General features: G+C 73.4%; 12 protein-coding genes. 7 read left to right on the top strand and 5 right to left on the bottom strand.

Going from position 1 to position 16,517, the window contains the following annotated elements:
• Nucleotides 1-148: 148 nt before the first annotated feature.
• From OG373_RS34130 to OG373_RS34120, 3 genes are all read left to right on the top strand, one after another.
• A complete protein-coding gene (locus OG373_RS34130) occupies nucleotides 149-1,240 on the top strand; it encodes a WD40/YVTN/BNR-like repeat-containing protein (RefSeq protein WP_405442386.1) in 1,092 nt (363 codons plus the stop codon).
• A gap of 11 nt (nucleotides 1,241-1,251) precedes the next feature.
• Complete coding sequence (locus tag OG373_RS34125) at nucleotides 1,252-1,938, top strand: uracil-DNA glycosylase (protein ID WP_030012774.1); 687 nt, start codon at nucleotides 1,252-1,254, stop codon at nucleotides 1,936-1,938.
• Between the two features lie 96 nt (nucleotides 1,939-2,034).
• Entirely contained in the window at nucleotides 2,035-2,949 is a 915-nt protein-coding gene (locus tag OG373_RS34120) for a sirohydrochlorin chelatase (RefSeq protein ID WP_397734019.1), read from the top strand.
• A gap of 89 nt (nucleotides 2,950-3,038) precedes the next feature.
• On the opposite strand, the gene OG373_RS34115 is transcribed toward OG373_RS34120, so the two are convergent.
• From OG373_RS34115 to OG373_RS34105, 3 genes are all read right to left on the bottom strand, one after another.
• Nucleotides 3,039-4,103 (bottom strand): lactonase family protein, encoded by a 1,065-nt coding sequence (locus tag OG373_RS34115; protein WP_405442383.1) that lies wholly within the window; start codon nucleotides 4,101-4,103, stop codon nucleotides 3,039-3,041.
• Nucleotides 4,104-4,158: 55 nt separating this feature from the next.
• On the bottom strand, nucleotides 4,159-5,295 hold the full coding sequence (locus OG373_RS34110) for a nitric oxide synthase oxygenase (protein WP_405442381.1): 1,137 nt from the start codon (nucleotides 5,293-5,295) through the stop codon (nucleotides 4,159-4,161).
• Between the two features lie 212 nt (nucleotides 5,296-5,507).
• Nucleotides 5,508-6,107: a GNAT family N-acetyltransferase gene (locus tag OG373_RS34105; protein ID WP_405442379.1), complete on the bottom strand. Its 600-nt coding sequence runs from the start codon at nucleotides 6,105-6,107 to the stop codon at nucleotides 5,508-5,510.
• Between the two features lie 141 nt (nucleotides 6,108-6,248).
• Here OG373_RS34105 and OG373_RS34100 point away from each other — a divergent pair, with 141 nt between their 5' ends.
• Entirely contained in the window at nucleotides 6,249-8,546 is a 2,298-nt protein-coding gene (locus tag OG373_RS34100) for a HelD family protein (protein ID WP_405442377.1), read from the top strand.
• Here OG373_RS34100 and OG373_RS34095 read toward each other — a convergent pair.
• On the bottom strand, nucleotides 8,536-10,029 hold the full coding sequence (locus OG373_RS34095) for an FUSC family protein (RefSeq protein ID WP_405444299.1): 1,494 nt from the start codon (nucleotides 10,027-10,029) through the stop codon (nucleotides 8,536-8,538). The two genes, OG373_RS34100 and OG373_RS34095, sit on opposite strands and share 11 nt — an antisense overlap.
• 392 nt (nucleotides 10,030-10,421) lie before the next feature.
• On the opposite strand from OG373_RS34095, the gene OG373_RS34090 reads away from it, so the two are divergent.
• Together OG373_RS34090 and OG373_RS34085 are read left to right on the top strand one after the other, a co-directional pair.
• Nucleotides 10,422-10,892 carry a MarR family winged helix-turn-helix transcriptional regulator gene (locus OG373_RS34090; RefSeq protein WP_405442375.1) on the top strand — a complete coding sequence of 157 codons (471 nt, stop codon included), beginning with the start codon at nucleotides 10,422-10,424 and terminating at the stop codon, nucleotides 10,890-10,892.
• 160 nt (nucleotides 10,893-11,052) lie between these two features.
• Nucleotides 11,053-14,094, top strand: a complete 3,042-nt coding sequence (locus tag OG373_RS34085; RefSeq protein ID WP_405442373.1) for a BTAD domain-containing putative transcriptional regulator — start codon at nucleotides 11,053-11,055, stop codon at nucleotides 14,092-14,094.
• Between the two features lie 79 nt (nucleotides 14,095-14,173).
• Here the strand turns inward: OG373_RS34085 and OG373_RS34080 are convergent, their stop codons facing one another.
• Nucleotides 14,174-14,392 (bottom strand): hypothetical protein, encoded by a 219-nt coding sequence (locus OG373_RS34080; RefSeq protein ID WP_405442371.1) that lies wholly within the window; start codon nucleotides 14,390-14,392, stop codon nucleotides 14,174-14,176.
• Between the two features lie 212 nt (nucleotides 14,393-14,604).
• On the opposite strand from OG373_RS34080, the gene OG373_RS34075 reads away from it, so the two are divergent.
• Nucleotides 14,605-16,461 carry a BTAD domain-containing putative transcriptional regulator gene (locus tag OG373_RS34075; protein WP_405442369.1) on the top strand — a complete coding sequence of 619 codons (1,857 nt, stop codon included), beginning with the start codon at nucleotides 14,605-14,607 and terminating at the stop codon, nucleotides 16,459-16,461.
• Nucleotides 16,462-16,517: the final 56 nt, after the last annotated feature.

Genomic DNA, 16,517 nt, shown 5'->3' with positions numbered 1-16,517 from the left:
CCGCGCGGTAAATGATCGGTATTGATCTGGTACTCGGCGGTTCCGCGCCGCCCGCCGGGCCACTGTCACCGGGCGGGTGCAGACTGGTCCGCGAAGACGCTCCACAAGGAACGCCCGCCCAGGACGACGAGGTCCGGAGGTGCCGGCCATGGCCGACGCGGTACTGCTCGTGGGAACCCGCAAGGGACTCTTCATCGGACGTCGCCGGGACGACGGGCCGTGGGAGTTCGACGGGCCCCATTTCAACGCCCAGGCCGTCTACGCGGTCGCCGTCGACCGGCGCGGACCGGCGCCCCGGCTGCTGGTCGGCGGGGACAGCTCGCACTGGGGGCCGTCCGTCTTCACCTCCGACGACCTCGGGGCGACCTGGCGGGAGCCCACCGCGCCCGCGGTGAAGTTCCCCATGGACACCGGCGCCTCCCTGGAGCGGGTCTGGCAGCTGCATCCGGCCGGCCCCGAGGCGCCCGACGTGGTGTACGCCGGGACGGAGCCGGCCGCGCTCTTCCGCTCCACCGACCGCGGCGAGTCCTTCGAGCTGGTCCGCCCGCTGTGGGAGCACCCGACCCGCGGCAAGTGGGTGCCGGGCGGTGGCGGCGAGGGGCTGCACACGGTGATCACCGACCCCCGCGACGCGGACGCTGTGACCGTGGCCGTCTCCACCGCCGGGGTCTTCCGGACCAGGGACGGCGGGGCCAGCTGGACGCCCTCCAACCAGGGGGTCTCGGCGGTGTTCCTGCCGGACCCGAACCCGGAGTTCGGCCAGTGCGTGCACAAGATCGCCCAGGATGCCGGGGACACGAACCGGCTGTACCTGCAGAACCACTGGGGCGTCTACCGCAGCGACGACGCGGGCGGCCGGTGGACCGACATCGGCGGCGGGCTGCCCTCCGACTTCGGCTTCGCGGTCGCGGCCCACCCTCACCGGCCGGACACCGCCTACGTCTTCCCGCTCAACGCCGACTCCGACCGGGTCCCGGCCGAGCACCGGTGCCGGGTCTTCCGCACCCGGGACGCGGGCGCCACCTGGGAGCCCCTGACACGCGGGCTGCCGGCCGGGGACCACTACGGCACGGTGCTCCGGGACGCCCTGTGCACGGACGACGCGGACCCGGCGGGCATCTACTTCGGCAACCGCAACGGCGAGGTGTACGCGAGCCACGACGACGGCGAGAGCTGGCAACTGCTCGCCGAGCACCTGCCGGACGTGATGTGTGTGCGGGCGGCCACGTTCGGCCAGTAGAGTGATCCACCGTGGCAGCACGACCGTTGAACGAGATCGTCGAGCCGGGCTGGGCCCGGGCTCTGGAGCCGGTGGCGGGGCAGATCGCCGCGATGGGCGACTTCCTGCGCGCCGAGATCGCGGCGGGGAGGACGTACGTACCGGCCGGGGCCAATGTGCTGCGCGCCTTCCAACAGCCCTTCGACGAGGTCAAGGTACTGATCGTCGGGCAGGACCCCTACCCCACGCCGGGGCACGCGGTGGGCCTGTCCTTCTCGGTCGCCCCCGACGTACGACCGGTACCGCCGAGCCTCGACAACATCTTCCTGGAGATGCACCGGGACATCGGCACCGGCCGCCCGGCCAACGGCGACCTCACCCCGTGGACCCGGCAGGGCGTCCTGCTGCTCAACAGGTCGCTCACGACCGCGCCCCGGCGCTCCAACGCGCACCAGGGCAAGGGCTGGGAGGCCGTCACCGACCAGGCCATCCGGGCCCTGGCCGCGCGCGGCAAACCGCTGGTGTCCATCCTGTGGGGGCGGGCCGCCCGCAACCTGCGGCCACTGCTCGGTGAGCTGCCCGTCGTGGAGTCCTCGCACCCCTCCCCCAAGTCCGCCGACTACGGCTTCTTCGGCTCCCGGCCGTTCAGCCGGACGAACGAGCTGCTGGTGGGCCAGGGTTCACAGCCTGTGGACTGGCGCTTGCCGTCCGTCAGTTGAACGTATCTGATATTCACCGGATAAATACGGACAGATGCCTCGCGAGACGGCCCTGCCCGAACACCTTGTTCCGATAAGCCAGTAGCATGCGGCGCCATGAGCTCCCCCACTGGGCCCGCAAATGGCCTGCCCGTACGAATGCCGCGACCCCGCCAGACCGGACGGCACCGCCGGCCCGAGCCCGCGGTGGCGCCCGAGGGCGCGCCCGCGCTGGTGCTCGCCGTGCCCGGTGCCCCCTCGGCCGCCTCGCGTGGGCTCGCGGAAGAGATCATCAGCATCGGCCGCTCCGAGCTGCCGGGCCTCGACGCCCGGATCGGCTTCCTCGAGGGTGACGACGCCTCCGAGTTCCCGTCCCTGTCCGGCGTGCTGAGCGCCGTCGCGGGCGAGCGTGTCGCGCGCGCGGAGTTCGCCCGCGCGGCCGGCCACGAGGTGCCCGCGCCGACCGGCCCGGACGCCGTGGTCGTACCGCTGCTGGCCGGCCCCGACGCCGATCTGCTCCGCCGGATCCGCCAGGCGCTGATGGACTCCTCCGCCGCCGCCGAGCTGGCCGACGTACTCGGCCCGCACCCGCTGCTCGCCGAGGGCCTGCACGTGCGCCTGTCCGAGGCGGGCCTGGCCCGCGCCGACCGCGCCCGGCTCTTCACCGTGACCACCGCCGCCGACGGCATCGTCCTGGCCACCACCGGTGGCGAGGAGGCCGTGCAGGCCGCCGGGATCACGGGCATGCTGCTGGCCGCCCGGCTCGCCGTGCCCGTCAAGGCCGCCGCCCTCGACCAGGAGGGCTCGGTGGCCGCGGTCGCCGAGCAGCTGCGCCGCGAGGGCTCCACGCTCCTCGCGCTCGCCCCGTACCTGATCGGCCCGGAGGCCGCCGACGGGCTGCTCGACACCGCCTGCAAGGAGGCCGACTGCGCCACCGCCGAGGTGCTCGGCGCCTACGGCGCGCTCGGCAAGCTGGCCGTCGCGCAGTACGCCGCCGCGCTGGGGATCAGCCAGGACGCCGCCGCACACTGACCCGCCCGTACGACGGAAAGGGCCGCCGGCGGCCACGGTCTCCCGTGGCCTCCGGGGGCCCTTTCCCGTGCCCGGTGCGCAGAGGCGCGTCAGCCGAGAACCACGCAGGTGGCCGCGGGCACGGCCAGCGAGCCGGCCCGGTGCGGCTGCCCGGTCAGTGGGTCCACGTCGAACCAGGTGACGTCCCCCGAGCGTTCGTTGGCCGCGTACAGCCGGCTCCCCCAGGCGTCGACGGCGAGGTCGCGCGGCCAGGCGCCGCCGCAGGCCACGGTCCCGGTGAGCCGCGGCGCGCCGGGCCCGTCGGCGAGGGAGAGGGTGACGATCGCGTCGGCCCCGCGGACGGCCGCCCAGACGAACCGCCCGTCGGGCGAGGCGACGATCGCCGAGGGGTAGGCCCGTACGGGCCCTGAGGCGCCCACGGAGGCCACCGGAAGCTCGCCGACCGGTTCCAGTTGCCCGGACGCCCCGTTCCAGCGGCAAACGGTCACCTGCGGCTCCAGCTCGTGCAGGACGTACGCCACCTCGCCCTCCGGATGGAAGGCCAGGTGGCGGGGACCGGTCCCGGCGCGCAGCGCGGTCTCGGCGTGTACCCGCAGCGCCCCGGTGGCCCGGTCGTGCGCGTAGACCCGTACCGAGTCGGTGCCGAGGTCCACGCCGAGCACCCAGCGGCCGGTCGGGTCGGGCAGTACCTGGTGGGCGTGCGGGCCCTCCTGCCGGGCGGTGTCGGGGCCGGAGCCCCGGTGCGACAGGACGCGGGAGGGGCCGCCCGGGGCGCCGTCTACGGCGAGCGGGAGGCTGCTCACGCTGCCGGAGGTGTAGTTGGCGGTGAGCAGCCTGCGCCCGGCCAGGCTGAGGTGGGTGGGGCCGGAGCCCCCGACGCGGACGGGCGCGCCGAGGGGGGCGAGACCCCCGTCGGTGGTCCGGAAGGCGGCGACCGCGCCCCGCTCCGTCTCGTTCACCGCGTAGAGCACACCGCCGGACGGGGCGAGGGCGAGGTAGGACGGGTCCTCGGTGGCGGTGACCGAGAGCGGGGTGAGCGCTCCGGTCTTCGGATCGACGGCCGCGGTGGTGACACCGCGACCTCCCGCCGAGGTGAACGAGCCGATGTAGGCCCGGCGTTCGCCGCTCCGGTCCGTGCTGTCCGCGCCGCTCACTGGAAGCCCCTCTCGCTGCCGTCGGATCCGTCCGGGGCCGACGGTAACAGAAGGTCTAGACCAAATCCCGCCCCCGGGCCCGCTCCTGCGCGCCGGGGTGGTGGACGTAGGCGGTACTGCTGCTGCGGTCCTCGTAGGTGCGATGGAAGACCGGGGTCGCGGAACCGGAGATCGGCGGCACGATCCAGGACCAGTCCGCACCCACCTCGCGCCCCTTGCGCTCCTCCCGTTCCATGTGGGACAGGAAGCGCCGGGACTCGGTGTGGTGATCGGCGATGGTGACCCCGGCGCGGTCGAAGGAGTGCAGGACCGCCCGGTTCAGTTCGACGAGGGCGCGGTCCTTCCAGAGCGAGCGGTCGCTGGAGGTGTCCAGACCGAGGCGGCGGGCGACGGCGGGCAGGAGGTTGTACCGGTCGGTGTCGGCGAGGTTGCGCGCACCGATCTCGGTGCCCATGTACCAGCCGTTGAACGGCGCGGCCGGGTAGTGGATGCCGCCGACCTCCAGGCACATGTTGGAGATGGCGGGTACGGCGTGCCAGCGCAGTCCCCAGTCCGCCCAGCCGTCGCCTTCGGGGTGGTCGATCGGCACTTCCAGTACGGCGTCCGCGGGGGTGTCGAACCAGCGGGGTTTGTCGTCGACGCCCTGCACCACCAGCGGCAGGAGGTCGAAGGGGGTGCCGGCGCCACCGGACCAGCCGAGCTGGAGCAGGGCGTCGGTGAGCGGGGCGTTGCGGGCGTCCCCGACGGTTATGGAGGGGTGGTCGCCGTATCCCGCGTACCGGATGAGCTGCTCGCTCCAGATCAGCGGGCCGGGGCGGGCCGGGCCGTCCGGGGCGAAGACCGTGATCGTGGGCCTGACCCTGCCCCCGTTCGTCGCCTCGCGCAGGTGCTCGAAGCACTCGGCGGCGATCCCGTCGGCGTCGGTGAGCCCGCGGCGGTCGCGGACCCGCAGCGAGTTCCAGTAGAGGCGGCCTATGCAGCGGTTGCTGTTGCGCCAGGCCACCCGCGCCCCGTGGACCAGCTCCGCGGGGGTGTGCACATAGCTGCCGGTCTCGGCGAGTTCGGCCCGCACAGCGGCGAGCCGGGCGCGCGGATCACCGGCGTCCGCGTTCTCCCTGTGGAAGAGTCGGATGAACTCCTCGGCCGCTTCCCACACCTGAGCGGTGGTGGAGCGCTGTTGAAGAATTTCCATTCCGGGCCGGTACCCCCTGTCCGAGCAGATCCACCCTGTACATGCCGCATGAATGTGCAGTAAACAATTACCCGTTGTACATGTCGCAGGTCAGCGCGGGGTGGTCGGCGGTGACGGAGCACTCCTCCGGGTGATCTCTCATGGATCGGGCTGCGGCAGGGCTGGCGGGGGCGTAAAATCCCGCGCAATCCGGGAGTTGGTCGTGCGCCGGGTCAACGGCAGGGGCGGCTCATGTAGAGCGCCTGCTCGCCCGCCGCGGGCGTGCCGCCGTACAGGGCGGTGTCGAGGCCGCAGAAGGTGAACCCCATGCGCCGATAGGCGTGAACGGCCGGGGCGTTGACCGAACTGACCTCCAACCACAGGTGCTCCGCGCCCCGTTCGCGGGCGAACCGGTCCGCACACTCCATCAGCGCGCGGCCGATGCCGCGACCCCGGTGACCGGGCGCGACCTCGATGTCCTCGATGGTCAGCCGCCGGTTCCAGGCGGCGTACTTGACGGCGGCGAACCCGCACAGCAGGTCGCCGTCGAGGGCCACGAAGGTCCGCGCGTCGGCCTCGGAGTCCTTCCCGCCGCCGAAGACCTGCTCGTCGTGCTCCTCGGGCGGGAACGCCTTGCGCACGGGCGGGTCCACCGGGACCTCACACAGGAGGAAGCCGAAGCCGCCGCCTGCGTCCGGGCCGGGGTCGCTCACCTCGAAGACCGTGGCGGTGGTGAAGGAGCTGTCCAGGGCCTCGATGGCACCCGCGTCCTGGGGGCGGGCGAGTCGGTAGACGATTCCGTCGGCGCGGGCCGGGCCGTGTGCGGTGGTCATGAGATCCACCGTACGCAAAAAATCCCCCGGCCGAATTGGCTGCCGAGGGAGGAGAGAGCGTATATTCAATGGTTCGCGACTTCGCTGAAAATGGACCCGTGAAGAAGCTTACGAGGACACTGTATCGCGGCAGGAGTGCAATTGTCAACCGAGGAATTCCGGAAAGAGCAGCAATTCGTCACCGACCTCTATACCCGCCTCGACGGCCTGCGTGACCAGGCCGAACGTGCGGTCGAAGGTGCGCTGCGCGATGTCGGGACCGGGTTTCAGGCCCGGCTGGAGCGGGATGTCCTGGTCGCCGAGCAGTCCGGTCTGCTTTCCGCTCTGAATGCGGGCGAGAACGGCCTCTGTTTCGGCCGTCTGGAGTTCTCCGACGGCCGGGACCACCACATCGGCCGGCTCGGAATCCGGGCCGACGACGCGGACCGCACGCCGCTGGTCCTGGACTGGCGCGCCGAGGTGGCCCGCCCCTTCTACCTCGCCACCGGCCACACCCCCATGGGGCTGCGCCGCCGCCGGCACATCAGCAGCCGCGGGCGCGTGGTCACCGCCCTGCACGACGAGATCCTCGACCTGACCGACGCGGAGCGCACCGGACACGAGGGCGCGGACGCGGACGCCGTGCTGCTCGCCGCGCTCGACGCCGCCCGGACCGGCCGGATGCACGACATCGTGCGGACCATCCAGGCCGAGCAGGACCGGATCATCCGCTCCACGCACCGCGGGGTGCTGGTCGTCGAGGGCGGTCCCGGCACCGGCAAGACCGCCGTCGCGCTGCACCGCGCCGCCTACCTGCTGTACGCCCACCGGGAGCTGCTGGCCAAGCGCGGGGTGCTGATCGTCGGACCGGGCCCGGCCTTCCTGGGCTACATCGGCGGGGTACTCCCGGCGCTCGGCGAGACGGGCGTGCTGCTGGCCACCCCTGGGGAGCTCTTCCCCGGGGTGCACGCCACCGGCACCGACCGCCCCGGGGCCGCCGCGGTCAAGGGCCGGGCCTCGATGGCGGAGGTCCTCGCCCGGGTGGTGGCGGACCGCCAGTGCCTGCCGGAGTCCGTACCGGCAGACACCGGGGAGGAGTACGACAAGGTGCCCGAGCCCGCGCTGGAGATCGACCACGAGGAGTACGGGACCCTGCTGCTGGACCGCACGATGGCCTACGGGGCGCGGGACCGGGCACGGGCCACCGGCCTCCCCCACAACCAGGCGCGCCCCTCCTTCGCCTTCCCGGTCATCGACGCGCTGACCGCGCAGCTCGCCGACCGGCTGGGCGCCGATCCGTACGGCGGGCCGAACCTGCTCGGCCCGGACGACGTCGCCCAGCTCGGCAAGGAGATCGCGACGAGCGGCGCCGTGCACGCGGCGATCGACTCGCTGTGGCCCTCGCTCACCCCCGAGCGGCTGGTCACCGACTTCCTGGCGGACCCGACGCACCTGCCCGCGCACGAGGCCGACCTGATCCGCCGGGCGCCCTCGGCCCGGCCGGACTGGACCCCGGCCGACGTGCCGCTGCTGGACGAGGCCGCCGAGCTGCTCGGCGAGGACGACAGTGCCCGGCGGGCCGCCGAGGAGCGGGACCGGCAGCTGCGCATCGCCTACGCGCAGGGCGTGCTGGACCTGTCCGAGGGCTCGCAGTCGTACGAGTTCGAGGACGAGGAGAACGAGTTCCTCGCGGCCCACGACATCATCGACGCGGAGCGGATGGCCGAGCGCCACGAGGAGGCCGACCACCGCAGCGCCGCCGAGCGGGCCGCGGCCGACCGTACCTGGGCCTTCGGCCACGTCATCGTGGACGAGGCGCAGGAGCTGTCGGCGATGGCCTGGCGGCTGCTGATGCGGCGCTGCCCGACCCGGTCGATGACGCTGGTCGGCGATCCGGCGCAGACGGCCGACGAGGCGGGCTGCGGCTCGTGGGAAGGCGTCCTCGCGCCGTACGTGGGCGAGCGCTGGGAGCTGGTCCGGCTGGGGGTCAACTACCGCACCCCGGCCGAGATCATGGAGGTGGCGGCTGCCGTGCTGCGGATGCGCGATCCCGGCTTCGAGCCGCCGCGTTCGGTACGGTCCACCGGGGTGCGGCCGTGGGCCCTGGCGACCGATGACCCGGCGGGGGCGACCCGGGAGGCCGTGGAGCGGGAGCTGCCGGCCGAGGGGCGGCTCGCGGTGATCGCGCCGCGGGCGCGGCACGCGGCCCTGGCCGCCGTACTGCCGGGGGTCCGGGAGGGAGCGGAGCCGGACCTGACGCGGGAGGTGGTCCTGCTGGACCCGCGCCAGGCCAAGGGACTGGAGTTCGACACGGTGATCGTGGTGGAGCCGGACGAGCTGCGGCCGAGCGACCTGTACGTGGCACTGACCCGGGCCACCCAGACCCTCGGAGTGGTGCACACCGCCGGCCGGCTGCCGGCGGGGCTGGCGGACGCCCGGGGCGGGCTGCTCAGGCGCTGATGACGAGCGGCGCCCGGGGGTCGCTGCGCAGCGGGGTCGCGAGGGCCACCAGGGTGTGCTCCAGGCCGTGGAGGTGGGCGAGGGCCGGTTCCGCGGCGGCGGGCCCGGGGTGCGGCACGGTGGCGGGTCCGGGAGTGCCGTGCGGGGCGGTCAGGGCCTCCACCGCGGCCTCCACGCGCCAGCAGGCGGCGGCCAGCCGGGCGTCGTGCGAGGCCTGCGGGTCGGCGGCGACGGCGACCAGCCCGCGCACGTCCCGGGCGCAGTCGTCGAGCAGGGCGAGCACCTGCCGGGCGCGGGCCTTGCGGGCGCGCAGCGGGCTCAGGGGGTGCACGAGGGGTGCGAGGGCCAGCCGGACCCGGCCCAGGAGCAGCTCCAGTTCGGCGGCGTGCGGGGCGGGGTCGGCGTCCGGGTCGCCGGCAAGGCGTTCCAGGGCGGCCGCGGTGCAGGCCCGTACGCAGTGCAGGGCGCGCTGGATCCAGGCGTCGTTGGCGGCGTGGGTGGTGACCGGGAGGATGAGCACGACGGCGAGGGCAGCGCCGAGTGCGCCGATCGCGGTCTCCTGGAAGCGCAGGAGCAGCAGTCCGGGGTGCAGGACGCCCAGCAGGCCGTAGAGCAGGCCGGCCATGACCGTGACGAAGAACATCATCCACGAGTACGAGGGCGCGGCCGTGTAGAAGATCCCGAAGACGCATACGGAGACCAGTGCGGCGGTGGGCGCCGGCGCGCCGTGCAGCGGTACGGCGATCAGCAGGCCGGCGGCGATGCCGACGACGGTGCCGAGGACGCGGCGGAAGCCCCGTACGAGGGTCTCGCCCCGGGAGGCGGTGTTCACGAAGATCCACCAGGAGGTGCCGACGGCCCAGTACCAGCGGTCGTCGGAGAGCGCCTGGCCGATGCCGAGCGCGAAGGCGCAGGCGGCGGTGGCCTGGAAGGCCTGCCGGGTGGTGGGCCTCGCGAGCCCGGTCCCGGGCAGGCCGGGCGGGGCGGCGGGGGGTGGGGTGCGCCGTTCGATGGGCCACAGCAGGAAGCGCACGGCTGCGGAGGCGACGAGCGCGAGCCCGACCGCGGCGTACAGCTCGGGCAGTTGCCCGGGCACGGCGTGCAGGAACTGGGTGACGAAGAACATCATGAAGCCGAAGATCCCGAGGGCGTGACCGCGCGGGCCGAAGCGGCGGGCGTACACCCCGGCGAACACGACGGCGAGGAAGGCGGCGTCGCGGGCGAGCGGGATCCCGTGCAGGGTGGTGGCGAGGGCCAGGACGGGGAATCCGGCGACGGGCAGCAGGGCGGTGGTCAGGCGCTGGGCGCGGACGTGTCCGTCGAGCACGGTGAAGAGGGCGAGCAGCGCGGCCAGCCCCCCGGTGATGGAGGCGGTCAGGGAGAGACCGCACACCTCGGCCAGGGCGACGGCGGCGGCGACGCCGATCACGGCGCGGGCCGAGTTCCTCAGTCTCATACGCCCCGGATCCGGAGCCACGAACATCCTCTTCACGGCGGTGTGCCGCCCCCCTTGCAGTGGTGCGCGCCGGCCCGGCTCCGCCCGGGGGTGGTGGGCGGCGGACGGGCACGGCGAAGGCGCCGCGCTCCGGAACCGGCCTCGTTGCCGTCCGGCGCTGCGCGGCGCCGTAAGTACATGGATACGCCACAGATAAGCACCTGGAGGCCCACTGGCTCAACCGGACCCTTGGGCACTGTGCCATTGGTACAGCCAAGGGGTGGACATGTCGGCCACGGGCCGACCAACGTACCACTGCCGTGGGGAGAGGCGCATCGACCGGGTTCGACCGGGTTGCGCCACCGCGGCCGACTCTCGTCGACGTGACCACGCGCTGTTATCGTGCAGCGACCCGCGGGGCGTACGGAAGGGGACCGACGTTGACGCGCAAGGGGGAGTCCGGGGAGGCCGAGTCCTTCAGCCGCGCCGCCGTGGCGGTCTTCCGGCTGAACGGGCGGTTCACCGCGGCCCTCGACCGGCTCGCGCTCGCGTTCGGCCTCAGCGCCGCTCGATGGCAGATACTGAGCACGGTGACGGAGGAATCACTGTCCGTGTCGGAGGTCGCGCGGCGGGTGGGGACCACCCGGCAGAGCGTGCAGCGCATCGCGGACCTTCTGGTGCGGCAGGGGCTCGCGATCTACCTGGACAATCCGGCGCACCGGCGGGCGAAGCTGCTCACCGCCACCGAGCAGGGCGTCGCCGCGAAACGGGAGATCGACTCCTGCCTCGCCGCACTGGCCCGGCAGTTGTGCGGGCACCTCGGCGGCGAGGACGAGGTGTACCGCACGGCCGAGGTGCTGCGGGGCCTGTCCGGCGCGTTGTCGTCGATCGGATCCGACGACTCTGCGTGAAGCCCTTGCACGTGTCCGCCGCTATACGGACAAGCTGGCCTGAAACCGACCGCGTTTTTCCCAAGAGTTGACTGCACCGAGGAATCCTCTTTGCGGTACCGTTCGCGCCTGACGCGGGGTTTCAAGGCCGGGGGACCTTTTGAATCGGTTTGTCTTCAGAGTGCTGGGGCCGCTGGTCGTCCAGGCCGATGACGGTCCGCTGCGCATCAACGGCCGGCGCCAGGCCACGGTCCTCGCGATGCTGGTTCTCTACGCCGACCGGATCGTTTCGGTCGACACCCTGGTGGACGCCGTCTGGCCGGAATCTCCCCCGGCGACGGCGCGCAACCAGATCGCCATCTGCGTGGCCACCCTGCGCAAGACCTTCAAGCAGGCCGGGGTGACCGATCTGCTGATCACCTCTCCCCCGGGCTACCTGCTGGCCAAGGGCGAGCACCGGATCGACGTCCAGGAGTTCATGGAGCGCGCCGAGCAGGGGCGGGACGCCGCCCGGCACGGACGGACCGAAGAGGCGTGCACGCACTTCGAGGAGGCGCTGAGCATCTGGCGGGGCTCCGCGCTGGACGAGCCGTCCGGCTCCCGGCTGGAGGCGGAGACCACCCGGCTGGAGCAGATGCGGCTGGCGCTGATGGAGGAACGCGCCGGGCTGATGCTCCAGTTGGGCCGGCACCGCGCGCTCACCGGTGAACTCGCCGAGCTCGTGGCCCGGCACCCGCTGCGCGAGCAGTGCCGCGAGCACCTGATGCTGGCCCTGTACCGGTCGGGGCAGCGGGCCGAGGCCCTCGAAGTGTTCCTGCAGGGGCGCCGGTTACTCACCGAGCAGCTCGGGATCGAACCGGGTCCCGGACTGCGGCAGCTGCACGACCTGATCCTGCGCGACTCCCCCGAACTGACCCGGCCCCCCGCCGTGGCGGCCCCCGCGCCCGCGGCCCTGAATACCATTCCGGCGCAACTGCCCGCCGATGTCATGGCGTTCACCGGCCGGCAGCGGGAGATGACCTCCCTGGACCGGCTCCTGAAGGAGCCCTACAACCCCCACACCCCGGCGCTCGCCACCATCGTCGGTGTGGGCGGCGTGGGCAAGACCGCCCTCGCGGTGCACTGGGCGAGCCAGGTGGCCGACCAGTTCCCGGACGGCCAGCTCTTCGCCGACCTGCGCGGATACGACGAGGAGCACGCGCCGGTGTCCCCCGCCGCCGTGCTCGACCGGTTCCTGCGCGCGCTCGGCATCGGCGCGCCCCAGATCCCGCCGGACGCCGACGAGCGGGCCTCGCTCTTCCGGAGCCTGCTCAGCACTCGCAAGACACTGATCGTCCTGGACAACGTACGCTCCTTCCACCAGCTCAGACCCCTGCTCCCGGGCGGCGGGCGCAGCGTGGTGCTGGCCACCAGCCGGGAGAGCCTGGGCGACCTGACCGGGGACTACACGGCCCTGACCATCCGGCTGCGGATGCTGGAGCCGACCGAGGCGACGGCCCTGCTCATCAAGCTCGCCGGGGCGGACCGGTTCGGCAGCGATCCGGTGGCCGTGGAACAGCTCGGCGCGTTGTGCGACTGTCTGCCTCTCGCGCTGCGGATCGCCGGCGCGCGCCTGGCGGCCAAGCCGGGGCTGAGCGTACGGAGCCTGGTGGCGCGGCTGCGCGATCACCGGTCCCGGCTCGATGTGCTGAGCCCGGGCGAGGGCGGGGTGCGGGCCGGGTTCCGCCTCACCTACCGGGACCTGGCCCCCGAGGCGGCCCGGATGTACCGCAGGCTCGGGCTGCTGCGCACGGCGGACTTCGCCGCCTGGGCGGGGGCGGCCGTACTGGACACCGACGTGTGGCACGCGGAGGAGCTGATCGACCACCTGGTCGACGCGCAGCTGCTGGAGGTCGCCGACGCGGAGCCGGGGCGAGCCGCCCGCTACCGGTTCCAGGACCTGCTGCGGCTGTTCGCACGCGAACGGGCGGAGTCGGACGAGCCGGAGGGGGAGGCGGACGCGGCCCTGGGGCGGGCCTTCGCGGCCTGGCTCTGGCTGGCCGAGGAGGCGCACCGGCGCATCGACGGGCGGGAGTTCCCGCTGGGCCGGACGCCCGAACCCGCCCCCCGTTTCCTGCCGGAGCTGGCCGACGAGCTGCTGGCCGCTCCGATGGACTGGTTCGAGTCGGAGCGCACGGCGGTGGCGGACCTGGTGAGCCACGCTGCGGAGACGGGGCGGGCCCGGTACGCGTGGACGCTGACCGAGAGCGCGGTCCCGCACTTCGAGACGAAGAACTACCTGGAGGACTGGCAGCGCTGCGCCGAGCTGGCGCTGGCCTCGGCCCGGCGCACCGGCGACCAGCCGGGCGAGGCGACGATGCTGCGGCTGCTGGGCTCGCTGGCGATCTACCAGCGGCGGTACGAGCAGGCCGAGGGCTGGAACATGGCCGCGCTGCGGCTGCTGCGCAACACCGGTGACCTGGGCGGGGCGGCGCTCGCACAGCGGAACCTGGCCATGTGTGCGCGGTTCCAGGGCGACTGGGAGCGGGCCCTGGAGTTCTGCGAGGCGGCGCTCGCCGGGTTCCACGCGTCGGGAGACATCGGGAACGAGGCCCATCTGCTGGGGTTCCAGGCGCAGATCGAGCTGGACCGGGGCAACATGGGCGGCGCGCTGCCCCTCGCGGAGGAGGCGGTGGCGCTGAGCCGGCGTACCGGATCGGTACGGGCCGAGGCGCAGAGCGTGTACCGGCTGGCCGAGGTGCGGCTGCGGGCGGGGGACCTGGGCGAGGCCGCGGAGGCTTTCGACGCGGTACTGAGACTGACCCGGGGCGAGGGCGACCGGGTCGGGGAGGCGCACGCGCTGCGGGGACTGGGCCAGACGCAGTGGAGCCAGGGCCTGCTGTCAGCGGCGGGAGGAACGCTGCAGCAGGCCCTGGAGATCACGGAGGAGCTGGCGGATCGTTTCCTGTACGCCCGCGTGGAGACCGATCTCGGATGTGTGGAGGCGATCGGCGGCCGTCTGACGCAGGCGGCGGAGCGGTTCCGGCGGGCGCGGGCCGCGTTCGGGGAGGTCGGCGCGCAGCCCTGGCGGGCGCAGGCGGCCAGGCTGCTGGCCGCGGTCCAGAACGCGGCGGGCGAGCCGGACGGCGGGAGCCGGCCGGGTGCCGTGGTCTCCGGTGAGCTGCCGCATCGTTCCTTCACCGCGGCGGAGCTGACCGTGCTGCTGACGCGTCCGGAGGACTGAGGACCAGGGACAGGGACCGGCCCCGGTAGCCGCGCGTCGGGAGATGCGGGGGTGTGGGGGTACGGGGGTACGGGGCGGGTCAGCCCCAGGGCATGTCGCCGTTCGTGCCGGCGGAGCCGGGCTGCGGGGGGACCACCGGCTTGACGATGCCCCACGGCATGTCGTCCGCCTGCGTGGTGGTCCTCGTGTCCGCCGGCACCGCCGACGCTCCCCCCGTACCCACGAACACTCCCGCAAGAACGACCAGGCAGGCCGCCGCCGTCGTGTTCGCCGTCTTCGCCGTCCGCGTGCTGCGCATCTGGGAATCCCCTCTCGGTGGATCATCGCTGCCGCTCGCTGCGGCATGAATGGAACAGTAGGGACGCCTCCTTTTTCTTCTGTGTTCCATCGATTTCGTGACCCCGGCCGCCCTCGAAATCGCCACGATATCGAGGAGACAACGCACTCCACTAGCTTCGTTCAGAGATTCTTCTCCATGAATCACGGATGGGGCGGTACATGGAATTCCGAGTGCTCGGGCCAGTCGAGGTACGGCGGGACGGCCGCCGGGTCGCGTTCTCCGGGGCGAAGCTGCACACCGTGCTCGCGGCGCTCCTCGTGGCACGTGAAGAGGTGATCTCCGACGAACGGCTGTGCCGGCTGCTGTGGGGCTGGGCTCCGCCGGCCACCGTCAGCGCACAGCTCTACACCTATGTTTCCCGCTTGCGCAAGATTCTCGGCGACGATGTTCTGATCGATCGTCGGCCGCCCGGATATGCCATGAGCATCGGTAATGCGACCCTCGACCTGACGGAATTCGAGAAGCTGGCACTCAGCGGTCGTGAGGCATTGATCGCGGAGGACTTCGAAAAGGCCGGTGAGCTGCTGCGCGGCGCCCTGGCCCGGTGGAACGGGCTGCCCTTCGCCAACGCCACGGAATACCTCGCCGACGCCGAGGCGCCGCGGCTGACCGAGGCCCGGGCGGTCACCCTGGAGCACCGCATCGCCGCGGACCTCGCCCTGGGCCGGCACGAGCAGCTCACCGGTGAACTCACCGGCCTCGTAGCCGAGTTCCCGCTGCGCGAGCGCATCCGGTGCCAGCTGATGACCGCGCTGTGCAGGTCCGGGCGGCAGGCGGACGCCATCCACCTCTACCACCACGGCCGTGCGGTGCTCGCCGACGAGCTGGGCGTGAACCCCGGCGAGGAGCTCCAGTCCACCTACCGGGCACTGCTGGAGGGCACGCTCGACCGGCAGCCGCGCCCCGCCGCCGTGGCGGCCGGTACCCGGCGTGAGGCCCCGGAGCGGACGGCCGGTGCCCCGGCCATGCTGCCGCCCGACACGGTGGACTTCACCGGCCGGGAGCCCGAACTGGATCTGCTGTGCCGTGCGCTGGCCCCCGACGGGCAGGGCTCCGGGCGGCCCCGCCGGGTCCTGGTCACCGGAATGGCCGGGCTCGGCAAGACGGCCCTCGCCGTGCACGCCGCCCACCGCTGCCAGCGGCACTTCCCCGACGGGCAGTTGTACGCCGACCTGCGCGCCCCCGACGGAACTCCCCGGCACCCCACCCGGGTGCTGCGCCGGCTGCTGCGCGCGCTCGCACCGGCGGACGAGGTACCGGTCACCGAGGACCAGGACCAGCTGGTGCGGCTCTACCGGGAGCGGACCCGGGGCCGGCAGCTGCTGATCGTGCTGGACAACGCCTCCGGGGCCGCCCAGCTGGGTCCGCTGCTGCCCAACACTCCGGAGCCGGCGGTCCTGGTCACCGGGCGGACGGCGCTGCCCACCGTGGCGGGGGCGCACACCGTGGCCCTCGCGCCCCTCGCGCCCCGGGACTCGCTGGAGCTGCTCTCGGCCGCGGCCGGTCCCGCCCGGGTGGCCGCCGCGCCCGGTGCGGCGTCGGCGATCGTCGAGCACTGTGCCGGTCTGCCGCTGGCCCTGCGGATCGTCGGGACCCGGATCGCCGCCCGGCCGCACTCCACCCCGGATCGGCTCGCCCGCAGACTGGCCGATCCCGTCACCCGGCTGCGGGAGCTGCACTCGGGGGACCTGGACGTGCACACCTCGCTGCTTCCGTCCTGGCGGGCGCTCGACCCCGAGGTGCGTGCGGTGTTCCCGGCGCTGGCCGCGCTCGGCCCGCAGCCGTTCCCGGCGGCCGACGCGGCGATGTCGCTGAGCCTTCCGGAGGCCGAGGCCGAGCGGCTGCTGGAGGCGCTGGCCGACGCGGCCCTGCTGGAGGTCAGCGGCGCGGACGAGTGGGGCCAGCCCTGCTACCTGTTCCACCCGCTCGTACGGCTCTTCGCGCTCTCCCTGGCCGAGGGGGCCGCACCCGACTGCGGGCCCGCCGCCCGGCCGGAACATAACCGGCGGCTAACCCACCGCCCCTAGCCTCGCCCTGCCCCGCAGCAGGGCGCTCCGGCCCGTATCGACCCCAGGCAAGAACA

This window comes from Streptomyces avidinii (assembly GCF_045161815.1).
Classification (GTDB): domain Bacteria; phylum Actinomycetota; class Actinomycetes; order Streptomycetales; family Streptomycetaceae; genus Streptomyces; species Streptomyces avidinii.
This window is presented reverse-complemented; position numbering and strand designations above follow the sequence as displayed.

Bases quoted from the DNA above. Each gene is read 5' to 3' on its own strand.
- OG373_RS34130 (WP_405442386.1), top strand. From the start codon at position 149: ATGGCCGACGCGGTACTGCTCGTGGGAACCCGCAAGGGACTCTTCATC.
- OG373_RS34120 (WP_397734019.1), top strand. From the start codon at position 2,035: ATGAGCTCCCCCACTGGGCCCGCAAATGGCCTGCCCGTACGAATGCCG.
- OG373_RS34110 (WP_405442381.1), bottom strand. From the start codon at position 5,295: ATGGAAATTCTTCAACAGCGCTCCACCACCGCTCAGGTGTGGGAAGCG.
- OG373_RS34105 (WP_405442379.1), bottom strand. From the start codon at position 6,107: ATGACCACCGCACACGGCCCGGCCCGCGCCGACGGAATCGTCTACCGA.
- OG373_RS34095 (WP_405444299.1), bottom strand. From the start codon at position 10,029: ATGTTCGTGGCTCCGGATCCGGGGCGTATGAGACTGAGGAACTCGGCC.
- OG373_RS34080 (WP_405442371.1), bottom strand. From the start codon at position 14,392: ATGCGCAGCACGCGGACGGCGAAGACGGCGAACACGACGGCGGCGGCC.